General features: G+C 40.6%; 13 protein-coding genes. 5 read left to right on the top strand and 8 right to left on the bottom strand.

What is annotated here, in order from left to right:
- Positions 1-183: 183 nt before the first annotated feature.
- Positions 184-1,161, bottom strand: a complete 978-nt coding sequence (locus tag PL9214_RS11895) for a pentapeptide repeat-containing protein (RefSeq protein ID WP_072719020.1) — start codon at positions 1,159-1,161, stop codon at positions 184-186.
- Between the two features lie 541 nt (positions 1,162-1,702).
- Between PL9214_RS11895 and PL9214_RS11890 the strand changes: the two genes are divergently transcribed.
- On the top strand, positions 1,703-2,920 hold the full coding sequence (locus tag PL9214_RS11890) for an ABC transporter permease (protein ID WP_072719019.1): 1,218 nt from the start codon (positions 1,703-1,705) through the stop codon (positions 2,918-2,920).
- A 17-nt stretch (positions 2,921-2,937) separates the two neighbouring features.
- Positions 2,938-3,696, top strand: coding sequence for an ABC transporter ATP-binding protein (locus tag PL9214_RS11885; protein ID WP_072719018.1), 759 nt, complete (start codon positions 2,938-2,940; stop codon positions 3,694-3,696).
- 89 nt (positions 3,697-3,785) lie between these two features.
- On the opposite strand, the gene PL9214_RS11880 is transcribed toward PL9214_RS11885, so the two are convergent.
- A complete protein-coding gene (locus PL9214_RS11880; RefSeq protein ID WP_083579984.1) occupies positions 3,786-4,811 on the bottom strand; it encodes an SGNH/GDSL hydrolase family protein in 1,026 nt (341 codons plus the stop codon).
- Between the two features lie 307 nt (positions 4,812-5,118).
- Here PL9214_RS11880 and crtE point away from each other — a divergent pair, with 307 nt between their 5' ends.
- Positions 5,119-6,045: a geranylgeranyl diphosphate synthase CrtE gene (gene crtE, locus PL9214_RS11875; protein WP_072719017.1), complete on the top strand. Its 927-nt coding sequence runs from the start codon at positions 5,119-5,121 to the stop codon at positions 6,043-6,045.
- Positions 6,046-6,063: 18 nt separating this feature from the next.
- The gene (locus tag PL9214_RS11870; protein ID WP_072719016.1) at positions 6,064-6,546 is read left to right on the top strand and encodes a divergent PAP2 family protein; all 483 of its coding nucleotides are present in this window, start codon (positions 6,064-6,066) and stop codon (positions 6,544-6,546) included.
- Between the two features lie 91 nt (positions 6,547-6,637).
- On the opposite strand, the gene PL9214_RS11865 is transcribed toward PL9214_RS11870, so the two are convergent.
- From PL9214_RS11865 to PL9214_RS11840, 6 genes are all read right to left on the bottom strand, one after another.
- Entirely contained in the window at positions 6,638-7,327 is a 690-nt protein-coding gene (locus PL9214_RS11865; protein ID WP_072719015.1) for a hypothetical protein, read from the bottom strand.
- A gap of 162 nt (positions 7,328-7,489) precedes the next feature.
- Positions 7,490-8,746, bottom strand: a complete 1,257-nt coding sequence (locus PL9214_RS11860) for a site-specific DNA-methyltransferase (protein ID WP_083579983.1) — start codon at positions 8,744-8,746, stop codon at positions 7,490-7,492.
- A 345-nt stretch (positions 8,747-9,091) separates the two neighbouring features.
- The gene (locus PL9214_RS11855; RefSeq protein WP_072719014.1) at positions 9,092-9,421 is read right to left on the bottom strand and encodes an MgPME-cyclase complex family protein; all 330 of its coding nucleotides are present in this window, start codon (positions 9,419-9,421) and stop codon (positions 9,092-9,094) included.
- Between the two features lie 40 nt (positions 9,422-9,461).
- Complete coding sequence (locus PL9214_RS11850) at positions 9,462-10,181, bottom strand: pyridoxine 5'-phosphate synthase (protein WP_072719013.1); 720 nt, start codon at positions 10,179-10,181, stop codon at positions 9,462-9,464.
- A 198-nt stretch (positions 10,182-10,379) separates the two neighbouring features.
- On the bottom strand, positions 10,380-10,763 hold the full coding sequence (locus tag PL9214_RS11845; RefSeq protein WP_072719012.1) for a response regulator: 384 nt from the start codon (positions 10,761-10,763) through the stop codon (positions 10,380-10,382).
- On the bottom strand, positions 10,735-13,176 hold the full coding sequence (locus PL9214_RS11840; protein ID WP_072719011.1) for a PAS domain S-box protein: 2,442 nt from the start codon (positions 13,174-13,176) through the stop codon (positions 10,735-10,737). The genes PL9214_RS11845 and PL9214_RS11840 overlap by 29 nt, the downstream gene beginning before the upstream one ends.
- A 54-nt stretch (positions 13,177-13,230) precedes the next feature.
- Here PL9214_RS11840 and PL9214_RS31225 point away from each other — a divergent pair, with 54 nt between their 5' ends.
- The gene (locus PL9214_RS31225; protein ID WP_186440346.1) at positions 13,231-13,404 is read left to right on the top strand and encodes a hypothetical protein; all 174 of its coding nucleotides are present in this window, start codon (positions 13,231-13,233) and stop codon (positions 13,402-13,404) included.
- The last annotated feature ends 38 nt before the right edge of the window (positions 13,405-13,442 follow it).

Genomic DNA, 13,442 nt, shown 5'->3' with positions numbered 1-13,442 from the left:
TTGAAATTTGCTCTGAGTTCTAACGTATTTCTCTGGGATTTAAAAACAGAAATTCTTTCAGACTAAAGGTTTCAGCCCGATTTTAATTTTCCCCTGCAATAGCCGTGTTCTATCTTTAGAAATAAGTAATTGTAGGATTTCCTTTAAGCTTTAATAAATAGTTTGGATAGAAAATTACAACTCTTACCGAGGGTTTAAAGTGTTGAAGCTATTGCCAATATAATCATCAAAAATTGCACCCCTACTAATGAGATCATTCTTGGCTTCTGGTGAAATCCCTAGGTTCGATCTAAATTGAGTCTTTTTAACAATAGCTCCACTCAAGTTCGTGAGACTTAAATTAGCGAGATTTAGAGAGGCAAAACACAAATTAGCCAAACTTAAATTCGCTTGAAACAAATTTGCTCTCGTTAAGTTTGCTCGGCTAATATTACTTTCCACTAAATTTATTTTCGTTAAGTTGGCTTCACTTAAATTCGCTCCCATCAAGTTAGTTCCGCTTAAGTTCGCTCCCATCAAATTTGTTTTATTTAAGTTGGCTCGACTGAGGTTGGCTCCACTTAAATCCGCATAACTTAAATCAGCTTCACTGAGATTTGCTCCCATAAAATAAGCTTCACTGAGATTAAGTCCACTTAGGTTGACTCCTTTTAAGTTGGCTTGACTTAAATAAACTTGATTCAGGTCAGTTTCGATTAAATTGGCATTTCCTAAATAGACTCCACTGAGGTAAGCTTTACTTAAGTCTGCGCCACTCAGATTTGTGTAGCTGAGATAAGCTTCACTCAAGTCTGCTTCTCTGAGGTTTGCTGCTTTTAAATTGGTGTGAATGAGATTAGAGTTACTGAGGTTGGCTCCACTTAAATTTGCATTCTCTAAGTTGGCTCCCATTAAGTTAACACCACTTAAATTCGCTTGGCTTAAGTTGGCTTGACTGAGGTTGGCTTCAGTTAGGTTAACGCGACTTAAGTTGGCTTGACTCAGGTTAACATTTCTTAAGTCAGTTTTTGCCAAATTAAGACCCTTTAAATCAATACCCACTAAATCTTTTGTCAGGTCAATTCCGATGAGTTTTGCTAATTCTAATAAACTATCTGTGTTGGCATTAAAAAGGGTCTTAATATAGCTTTTTGCTTCTTCTTGAAGCTGTTTGTCATTCATGGCTAAAACTCCATTATTTTTGAGTTAGATTTGATTTTATCAATCATTAATATAGTAGAATTCATTGTTATCATACCGAGCAAGATTAGGAGTGAGAGTTGAGGAAAGAGAAGCTCTTCTCTGTTTTAGCTGGAAACACCAAGCTTTTCTTTGATAGTGTTGAGGGTGTTTACCCGTTTGACTGTCCTTTGTTTATAGTTTGTGTTTTTTTTAATATAACATTATCTTCACTCATTTTAAAACGCCCTATCAAAACTTAAGAATTTTTGAAAAGATTTTTTAATAGAAATAGTAACGTCTTCCCGCAGTAACTCTTTTCCTGATCCCCGGTCAATATTTACCCGGTTGTCCCTCCTAAATTGTTCAAACTGGATTAAGATTCTGAATCAAAATCAAGTCTTCTGGCTGCGATGAAACTTGATTCTATATCAGCTATAATATAATGAGAAAAGGTTCAACCCTTCTGGAATGTAGGGTGCGTCAGTGACAAACGCACACACCATTTCTCAACACCCAACCTCCAACCCCTGACAACCAGATTATGAATTTCCTAGAGAGTATCAAAATGGCGACTACAACGCTATTAGCCAATAAAATGCGAAGTAGTTTAACCATGTTAGGAATTATTATTGGGAATGCCTCTGTTATTGCCATGATTGGTATTGGAGAAGGAGCTCAGAAATTTGTCAATAATCAAGTGAATTCTTTGGGGCCAAATGTTTTATTTGTGTTACCTGGAAGTCCAGAATCTCAACGTCGTCCGGTATTTCCCCCCCAAAATTTAGTCTTAGAAGATGCAAGAGCGATCGCAGAACAAGTCCCATCTGTTGAACAAGTTGCTCCCTCTTTGAATGGCAGTGAATTAATGACTTATCGCAGTAATAATGCCTCGGCTGCGGTCGTCGGAACAACACCGGAATATTTATCGGTGCGGAATTTTGATATTGCTAAAGGTCGATTTATTACGGATTTAGACTTAAAACGTAATGAACAAGTTGTAGCATTAGGATCGGAATTAGCTCAACAATTATTTGGCAATGAAGACCCCATTGGTAAATCTGTTCGACTGCGAAATATGAGCTTACAAGTGGTGGGAGTCATGCAGCCAAAAGGCTCCAGTTTTGGCAGTAATGAAGATATGAATGCCTTTGTCCCCTTAACTACAATGGCGAATCGAATTATCGGGAATAAATCACCTTATGGAACTCAAGTAACGTTTATTTCCATTGCCATTGATAGCCAAGATAATATGGCTGCGGCTCAATTCCAAATAGAAAATTTACTGCGGTTACGTCATAAAGTGATTGATGAAGATGATTTTACCGTTCGTAACCAAAAAGATTTAATGAATATTTTGGGAAGTATTGCCGGAGCTTTAACCATTTTGTTAGCAGCAACCGCCGCCATTTCTTTGTTAGTGGGTGGGATTGGAATTATGAATATTATGTTGGTTTCGGTGACGGAAAGAACCCAAGAAATTGGCTTAAGAAAAGCGATTGGAGCCACCCAATCTGATATTTTAATTCAGTTTATGATTGAATCTGTAATTTTATCCGCCGCCGGGGGTTTAATTGGAACCTTGATTGGGGTGGGTGGTATTTTATTAGTAGGTGCGTTCACTCCTTTAGAAGCCGGAATTTCTACCGTTGCGATTGTAACAGCCGTTAGCATCTCTGGGGGAATTGGATTATTTTTTGGTGTTGTTCCCGCCAAACAAGCGGCTCAACTTGACCCTATTGTTGCTTTAAGAAGTGTTTAAGCTGTCAACATTAAATTATGAAAACATCAATTTCCACCCAACCAGAAAATCAAGATTTACAACCCAAACCTGTTATTATTCATTTAGAAAATGTTACCAAAGTTTATGGCATGGGTGATATTCAAGTTCAGGCGTTAAAAGGGGTAACTTTAACCGTAGAACAAGGAGAATATTGTTCTATTATGGGGGCATCGGGTTCGGGAAAATCAACGGCGATGAATATTATTGGTTGTTTGGATCGTCCCTCCACAGGTTCCTATTATTTGGATGGGGTGAATGTAGCGAAAATGTCAGAAAATAATTTAGCCAAAATTAGAAATATTAAATTAGGATTTGTGTTCCAACAATTCCATCTTTTACCGCAACTGAGTGCCTTAGACAATGTGATTTTACCGATGATGTATGCAGGAATTCCCGCCACAGAACGTCGAGAACGCGCTAAAGAAGCGTTAATTCGAGTTGGGTTAGAAAATCGGTTAAATAATAAACCCAATCAACTCTCAGGGGGTCAACAACAACGGGTCGCCATCGCTCGTGCAATTGTTAATCGTCCGGTGTTATTATTAGCAGATGAACCCACCGGGGCGTTAGATTCTCAAACGACTCAAGAAGTCATGGATATTTTTACAGAATTAAATGCCAGTGGAATGACCGTTGTAATGGTAACTCATGAACCCGATGTTGCCCGTCAAACTCATCGCATTGTTTGGTTTAAAGATGGGGAAGTAATTCATTCCCATCTTAAGCCCAATGATTTACACAGTGCTATTTTTTAATTTTTTTTAATCAGCTAGAATTTTACCGACAAACCGGATTTCTTCAAGAAACCCGGTTCTTCTGTCTAGGGATAAAATGGCTATATGTCTTATTTTAGACTTTTGTTCTTTTTCAACAGTAATCCTAACCCTAATCCGGTTAAAGCAAATACGGTACTGGGTTCAGGAACAGACTTAGAATTGAATTCTTTTTCAATAGTTGCATAAGCAGCATCCGCTATTAATTTGTGACCTGCCGTTGTCGGGTGGAAATCATCCCAGAATAAGTATTCATTAGGATTAGTACAACCGACTAACAAACATCCATTAGTAACATTTGTCAACCCGTACTTAGAAGGTTTTTTGATCACATCTTTGAACACGTTATTAACATCAAACAGGGCAATATTAGAATTAAATAATGATTGATTTAAGTCTTTGATTTCTTTTTTGAGTAAAGCATTATGAGCTTTAACTGTCTGTTGTAATTCATCGGCTGGAACTAATACACCACTACTTCCTAAAGGAGTTTTGCTTAAATCGGGTAAATTGCCAATTAAGAAATTTCTGGCACCGACACTATATAAACTATTGATTGCCCAAGATAAATTACTAACAACTTCTGTAGTATTCTTATTACCGTCATAGGTATAATCATTCCCTCCAGCCCAAAGAACATACAAACCATTGGGGTCAGCAGTTTGACCTTGTTGTAATAAGGGTTGAATAAAGGCTCCGATTTCTTGCTGTACACCGGGTAATGGAGGAAGACCAGGTTTCAGCTTATTAATAATGTTTGTACTTCCTGTAGTTGCTCCACCAAAGGCATAGTTAACCCCTTGGCTTGAGGTAATTCCACTGGTATAAGGAGTGGGGTTAAGTTCTAAATCCTCTGCTAAATACTCTGTCCAAATATCACCATTAGAAAAATGTCCTTGATAATAAGCTGCTGGAGGAGCAGGAATTAACCCACCCGTCAGATTAAACATATTACCGGGGTCACTTAAACTATCCCCAAAAATGTTAATACTGCTAAATGTTGCGGCTTGTGCAGTATTGACACCCGTAATTGTAAATGCAATACTTCCCCCAACGGAAACAGCGAATAAACGACTAGCAGTAGAAATATTCATCATCGTAGCTTACACCTCAGATAGCCTGGTCTAATGTTTAACTAACATTCTATGCGCTTGTTCCTCCGTAATATCACGGGGGTTTTGTAAAGTTTAAGGAAAGCTATTGTAAAATTTTGGTAAACATCCAAAGAGTTGACAGTCTTGGCTTTTCTGCCTGTCTTTGTCCCCTGTTGATAAATTCATGATCACTTCTGTACCCCAAGACTCGTAAAATAGTGAAGTTAAGACTTTGCTCCTGCAATTTGGGTAAAATTCAGTCCCCAGGAGTGAACTTTTGTTAACATCACCCCTATACACAAGCTGCATCATGGTATTGGCAAGCGAAATTAACTCGCCGTTGGAGAACTCTCAGTTTGATTTATCGGCGTATCTGACCCAACGGCAGACCCTGGTAGAACAGGCTTTAGATGCGTCTCTTCCTCTAACCTACCCTGAAAAAATCTATGAGGCAATGCGTTATTCCTTGCTGGCTGGAGGAAAACGTCTACGACCGATTTTGTGCCTTGCCACTTGTGAGTTAGTCGGTGGGACTGTAGAGATGGCGATGCCGACCGCTTGCGCCTTAGAAATGATTCATACCATGTCCTTGATTCATGATGATCTTCCGGCTATGGATAATGATGATTATCGTCGGGGAAAACTGACGAACCATAAGGTTTATGGAGAGGATATTGCGATTTTAGCCGGGGATGGTTTATTGAGTTATTCCTTTGAATTTGTTGCCACCCAAACTCCTAACGTTCCTGCCAATCAAGTATTACAGGTAATTGCCCGTTTAGGTCGGGCGGTGGGGGCCGCAGGCTTAGTGGGGGGACAGGTCGTGGATTTAGACTCTGAAGGATTAACGGATGTTTCCGAAGAAACCCTGACGTTTATTCATACCCATAAAACCGGGGCGTTATTAGAAGCTTGTGTCGTCTGTGGCGCAATTTTAGCAGGTGCGAGTGAAACCGATATTGAACGCTTATCTCGGTATGCGCGTAATATTGGTTTGGCGTTTCAGATTGTCGATGATATTCTCGATATTACCGCAACTCAGGAGGAACTCGGAAAAACCGCCGGGAAGGATTTAACCGCCCAAAAAGTGACCTATCCCAGTTTATGGGGAATAGAAGAATCCAAACGTCAAGCCCATCAGTTAATTGCAGACGCAAAAGCGGAATTATCTCACTATGGAGACCGGGCAATTCCCTTGTTAGCGATCGCCGATTTTATCACTAATCGCACTCACTAAAGCTATTTTTTCTAGTTTATGCAAGATTTTGCTCAAATCCTCGATAACCAAGTGTTATGGGTTGCCCTGTTAGCCTGTATTCTAGCTCAACTGTCTAAATTAGCGGTTGAGTTAGTCCAACATGGCAAAATTAATTTGCGGGTGTTAGTGACAACAGGAGGGATGCCCAGTTCCCACTCCGCTTTTGTCGGGGCTTTAGCAACGGGAGTAGGCAAAACAATGGGATGGGGAAGTCCTGATTTTGCCATTGCTGTTGTTTTCGCAGTGATTGTCATGTATGATGCCGCCGGAGTTCGTCAAGCGGCGGGAAAACAAGCACGAATTTTAAATCAAATCATTGATGAAGTTTTTGAAGAACATAAACAGTTAAGTGAAGAACGATTAATTGAATTATTAGGTCATACCCCATTTCAAGTGATTGTCGGTTTAGGATTAGGCATTGTCATTGGTTCGCTTGCCGAATTAAATTGGCCTTTGCATTTTATCCAAGCTTCATTGTAGAAACAGGGAACAGGGAACAGGGAACAGGGAACAGGGAACAGGGAACAGTCAAGAGTTGGAGTTTCCAGATGCAATTTAGAAGCCTATGCGCTTAAGGTTTAATTGCAGGACTAATTACTGTTACCCGATTACTATCGACTAACATTGACCAAAAGCCACGACTACTTAATTGTTTTAAGGTTGCTGTTGCTTTGTCAGAATTTGTGGTATATTCTACTAATAAATAAGGTCGTTGACCATAGGAAACTAAACCCACATCTCCGCCAATAACTGTTCGTAATTGTAGGGCTAATTCCGGTTGATTAAAATAATCCACTAAAACTGCATAACCTGACCCCAAAGGTTGAGGATTATATCTTGTTGATTCTGGCTTAGAGGCGGAGGAGGGAGGGGTTTCTCGAACAACCGGGGTTGAGTTAGAACTGGGACGAGATACCGGGGTAGCTTCCTGTTTAACAACATAGGCAGGTAACTTGACTTTATCTTGCAGGTACGCCGCCCAATCTTCAGCAACCAGTTGATCATCAAACCCCCCTACCCTAGTCACTAAATTACTCAAATAGCGACACACTTCACTCTTGATATCATTCGGTAACGTGCGCTGCACCAATTTCTGTTCCTCTGGAGTGTTACTGACAATCAATAACAGATATTCTCCCGGTTTTGGTGCTACACACGTTTCCTGAGCTAAACTGCTTCGGGCTGCTAGACTCCAACTGCTGATCGTTAGAAGACTAAAAACGAGTATTGTGGACAACCCTTGAACACCATTTTGACGCATAAACAGGAGGTCTACCAAAAAATTAATTAGGTTTAAAGCCCGTAAGTTCTACTTAGGCTTTATTGTAGTTATTCTAGTTTAATGTATAAAGATTCGTCACATCCCAACCTTCTTTTAACATATTGACATGAATAACTATTTCTGTCGGTTCATCGGGATGTTCTACTTTCCCCATTTATCTTTTTCCAGTAGAGAGGGTGCAAGACGATAGTATCGAAATCCACCGCCTCCTTTCCAGTTTACTGCTTTACTAATTCCCCCTTGATCTTCACCATCAATGACTTTTTTAAGTCGGGGAATAATATGGGTATGGCAATGTTCTCCTAGTTCAATCATAATCCAACGTCTTCCCATTTTGTGCGCGACTGCGCCTGTAGTTCCTGAGCCTGCAAAGGAATCAAGAACAATATCATTAGGATTAGTTGCTAAAAAAATAATACGGTGAATTAATTTTTCTGGTTTAGGGGTATCAAACGCCTTAATGTCATTAAATATAGTTTTTATTTCTGCTTTTGATGTTCGATTACTGCCCACATCTGTATGATTCCAAATCGTTTCTGGAGGGCGAAAGGATTGAACATCTCCATAAATACGATAATAAGGAGACCAACCCTTTCTACTTTTAATCCACTCAATTAAATGTTGATCAGATTCAGTTCTCTCTTGACTCCATCGCCATCTCCCCTCACTCCCATCTTTTCTAATAGGGAAGACATCAGAAGCGTCTGGTGCAGTCAGTGGAAAAAATAAGGTCGGTCTAGCTTCTCTTGAATCATCTCCTCCCATTGCTCTAAGAGGTTTTAAATAATAAGGTCTTCCTGCATCATCAACTTTATCATAATGTTTAGCTAAACCTTCTTCATTCACTGATATTTTATTAATGACAAACTTTTTTTTGTTTTTGGCAAAAACTAAAATATGGTCATGTCTTGTAGAAAAAAAATGTGCATCCATCCTAGGACTATCGGCTTTTTCCCATATAATATTTGAGATAAAATTATGTCTTTCAAAAATTTCATCACACATCACTTTCAAATAATGGGCTTCATGATCATCAATCGTAATCCACAGAGATCCATCTTCTGATAATAAACGACGAATAATTTCTAAGCGATCGCGCATTAAAGACAACCAAATTGAATGTTCAACCCCATCATCATAATGTTCAAAAGCTGATCCTGTATTGTAGGGCGGATCAATAAAAACACATTTAATTTTTCCTGCAAACTCTGACTCTAACGCCTTAAGAGCTAACAAATTATCCCCAAAAATCAAGCGGTTATCAAAACTATCATTTTCACTCATCCGATGGTCAGCATGATAGGATTTATCTGGATCTTCAAGCAAAATTCGAGGCTCCAATTTGGGGCGAATTTCTTTACCAATCCAGGTTAATTCTAATCTTTGCTTCTGACTCATATTTTGTAGTAACTACTATTTCTGTGTTACCGCTAAAAGCTGTGAGCTAACCCTGTGTTATATCAATAGGGAACCTTATTTTAATTTTTCAAGATCACAACTATTTTACTGATCATTTGATTCCACAGGAAATCACTGATGTACTTATTAACAGGCAAGATGCCTGTTCTACAAAAATTGAGGAGCCGGATGCAGGGAAACGTTCACATCCGGTTTATCAGACTAGCCAGAGAGTCATCTTTCTGACTTAGTTTAACTGCTGTTCTCCAAGGGGGCAGATTTTAAAGAATAAAGCAACAGCTTTCATTGTCCTGACTCAGGGTACAACTATTGAACCCTTGATTTTTAAGAGGCTGTTGCTAACGAGGCTAAAGCATCAGGAATACCAGCAGTTGGGGCTTGAAATTCTCCGGTGAGCACATACTCTAAACGTAATTTCAACCAAGTCACCACTTGTTTATTGGTAGAAACAATGGCGACCGCAGGTTGAGGGCATTGAGCTTTAACGTCTGCCATGGAAGGTGCTTCCAAAAAGGCAGGTTGCTGCACTAACCAAAAATCAAGTTCCTTTTCATTTTCCTGATAGTTGCGGGTGCGTTCCCGTAACACTTCTTCTAAGGGTTCTTCCTCAATCAAAAATTTGCGACTGCCTAAAACGTAGTAATAAGTCTGCATGGTGAATCATTGTAAATGCTGCAATGGGACGATTTGGGGGTTAGAGTTTCCCGTTAATCGCTTGTTTCATTTCTCGAACGGCTTGATCTAAACCGACGAGAACTGCCCGACTTATTATTGTATGACCAATGTTGAGTTCTTCCATCCCTTCTATCGCCGCAACGGGGTAAACATTCCAATAAGTTAACCCGTGACCTGCATTCACCCGCAGTCCCGCTTCTAAGGCTAACTTGCAACCTGTCGCTAAAATCTCTAATTCTCTGGTTTGGTCTTCCCCTTTCGCCTCCGCATAACATCCCGTATGCAGTTCAATAAATTTTGCCTTAACTTGCGCCGAGGCTTCAATTTGTTGGGGGTTGGCATCAATAAACAAACTCACCGGAATTCCAGCACCCTGTAGAGTGTTGACTACATCAGTCATCCGAGGAATTTGTCCCGCAATATCTAACCCCCCTTCGGTGGTAATTTCCTCCCGGTGTTCAGGAACTAAGGTAATATAGTCGGGCTTGATGTCCAATGCGATGGCCACCATTTCATCAGTCGCCGCCATTTCTAAATTCAGATGGGTTCTTACCGTTTGTCGCAACAGTCGCACATCTCGATCTTGAATATGGCGTCGATCTTCGCGTAAATGCACCGTAATACCATCAGCACCTGCTAATTCAGCAATGATAGCCGCCGCAACGGGATCAGGTTCAACGGTGCGACGGGCTTGGCGAATGGTGGCAATATGATCAATATTGACTCCTAAAGTCGGCAATTGTCTTTTCTCCTTGCTGCTATACCGTCTTTCACCTTGCCAAAAAATTCAACTCAGGTCAAGTCTATAGCGCTACTTGAAGAGGGAACAGGGAACAGGGAACAGTAAGAAGTGAAAGGGTTTCAGGGTTTAAAAATGTCCTAACCGTCAGGCGTAGCGCTCTATTAGAGATTAGTTTAAGTGTTGGGAAAGAGTATCTTATGAGTCATGCCAGTTCAAAATTAATCGGATTTGACTCACTACATCTGGTGCTTTAAAAGGTTTAGTAATAATGCCAGCGATCGCTAATTGAGCAAACCGATTTCGATCACTTGCTTGTGCTTTAGCCGTCAGCAAAATAGTAGGAATTGACCTACTTATAGGATTAGATTGCATTTTATTAAAAGCCGTAATCCCATCCATTTCAGGCATCATAACATCCAGCAAAATCGCATCTAGTGGTTCAGTTTCAGCAAGAGCAATACCAGCTTGACAAGAATCTGCAACAACTGTTTCCCAGGAAGCAATCACTCGAAATGCAACAGGGAGGACTTGACGAATTCCAGGTTCATCATCAATCAATAAAATCCGTTTCTTTACCATCTTGATCACCCTCTAAAATTGGTAAAGTGAAATAAAAACAACTCCCTTTTCTGATTTGTAAGTTGCTTTCTGCCCAGATTCGTCCTCCATGTTGTTCAATGATACTTCGGCAAATTGCTAATCCTAAGCCTGTTCCGCCTTTTGAGCGCGAATCAGAAGCATCCAATTGCTGAAACCGTTCAAAAATGCTTTCTAGCTGATGACTGGGAATGCCACGCCCTTGATCCTGAATCATAAACTGTAAACAGGTGACAGGAGATAAATCCTCCACAGACAGTGAAGAAAACTTCTCTACCTGAATTTTAATAATCGAATCGCAAGGAGAGAAACGAATCGCATTACTCAGTAAATTAGTTAGAACTTGGATAAGACGATCGGGATCAGCCTGAATTGGATAGGAGACCACAGACACCTCAAACTGAATATCGGATTGATTTGCCAAGTCCTTCATTTGGTTGATGGCAGTCTGAATCAGATCGTTAGGGTAACAAGACTGTTTTTCAAGGTGAACCTTACCGGAGTCGAGCCGTTCTAAATCGAGGATATCATTCACCAAACGCACCAAGCGATCAACTCCTTCGGCCGTTACATGAATCATCCCTTGTCCCTCTTCCGATGTCGGATCAACCCATTTTTGATCGAGCAAACTCAAAGCAACTTGCATAGAAGTTAGGGGAGTCCGCAGTTCATGACTAACAATAGAAACAAACTCACTTTTGAGTCGTTCCAATTTATGCTGTTCGGTAATATCTTTACCAATCCCAATAATACCGATTACGCTAGTCTGTACGGGAGAACCTATTGGATTTCCAGTCGTATCTTGCAAAACGGTATTATTCCAGACAATGATTCGTTCTTCCCCAGATTTCGTGATAATTCTATTCTGATAATGGGAATAAGGAACGTGCTGCTCCAGCAAATCAACAAAATGGGTTCGTGACACTTGCCATTCTTCAGCAACCACAAACGTTTTAAACCACTCTTGACCCATCACTTCTGGCTCGGTGTAACCCGTAACTTGCAAGAAAAAAGGGTTAACATACTCCACCACCCCTTGAGTATCTAATCCCACCACCATCAGTTGTACCTGATCTAACAGACTTCGCCATCTCCGATTTGATTCTTGCAAGGTGGCTTCGACTCGTTTGCGATCAGTCACATCCAATACCGTACCAAATAACCAAATCAGTTCTCCTCGCTCATTAAAAATTCCCGGTTCTGCTCTGGCTTCGATGTAGCGTACCTCTCCATCAGGACGGATAATTCGCAGATCAAATTCATAAGCCTCCCCTCTGACTGATGCGTTAAACATAGCTTGATGAATGTCTAAATCATCAGGATGGATATATTTATCCCGCTTTTGGGCATCCGGTACAGCACTATTGGGATCAAGTCCGTGAATGCGATAGATTTCCTCAGACCAGATAATCTTTTCATTGTCTTGTTCCCATTGCCAACTGCCTACATGGGCAATCCGTTGGGCTTCTCGTAGGGCAAATTCACTTTGACGGAGTGCCTGTTCTACCCGCTTACGCTCCGTGACATCCAGCACCGTGCCATACAAGTGTAATAATTCTCCCTGAGCATTGAAAATTCCAGGTTCTCCTCGTGCTTCAATATAGCGAATTTCCCCGTTAGGGCGAATGATGCGTAAATCCACTTCAAAGGAGTGCCCAGCCAGCGCTCGCTCAATTAACTGTTGATAATCAGCAAAGTCGTCTGGATGGATGTAAGGTTCAAGTTCTTTGCCTTGAGGCGGAGATTGGTTAAGATCGCACCCATGAATCTGATACATTTCTTCTGACCAGATGACGGTGTTTGTAATTTGATCCCAATGCCAACTTCCGACATGAGCAATTCTTTGGGCTGTACGCAGATTAAATTCACTCTGTTGTAATGCTTCGATGACTTGTTTATACTCAGTGATTTCTAGGACGATACCACCGACAGCAATGACATCACCCGTAGTGCTGGAAATGGGAAAAAAAGAGTTGATGCAATGTCGTAAAACTCCGGGTTGACTGGGTACATAACCCGATATTTCTAAATTTGAGATCGGCTGTCTGGTTTCAATGAGAGTTTGCAGTAAAGGTGTTAGGGTCGGGGCAAGTTCGGGTAACAAATTGGCTAATAATTGACCTAAATGCTCCTGAATAGAATACCCGTTGATGTCTGCTAAGACTTGATTAATATGGAGGAATCGTAGGTTTTTGTCAACAATAAATAATCCCACGTTGGACTGAGTTGCCGCATTAAAAAAGCCTGCAAACAATTGCTCTGATTGAAGAAACTCTTGATCGGGTTGTTCAGATGACGGCAAGACCCCGGACTTTTGCTTCAGCATCGCAACCTCGGCTCTCAGGGCTTGCAACTCTTCAATCAATTCGGTTTTGGTCTTGGCATCATCGTCCATCCTGACGTTCTCCTTTGTATCCCTATCAATTTTAAGGGGTTTAGGACTGATACCTTGACTAATTTGATCCACCTGGCAATTAGAACAGGGTTAGCGGTTAAAGATTACTTTTTTAATAGTATAACTGGCAAAGCTGAAAAGGGATTAGAAATCTCTGTGATTTCTGTTGTGGAAGTAGAAACTCGTTTAGCTTATACTTTTAGTTTATCTCTGGGATACTCGCTCTAAAAAATCTCCAAAAATAGCTTTATTATTTAGCACTTGCG

This window comes from Planktothrix tepida PCC 9214, assembly GCF_900009145.1.
Lineage (GTDB): Bacteria > Cyanobacteriota > Cyanobacteriia > Cyanobacteriales > Microcoleaceae > Planktothrix > Planktothrix tepida.
The sequence above is the reverse complement of the archived record's forward strand: the minus strand, read 5'-3'. Positions and strand labels throughout refer to the sequence as shown.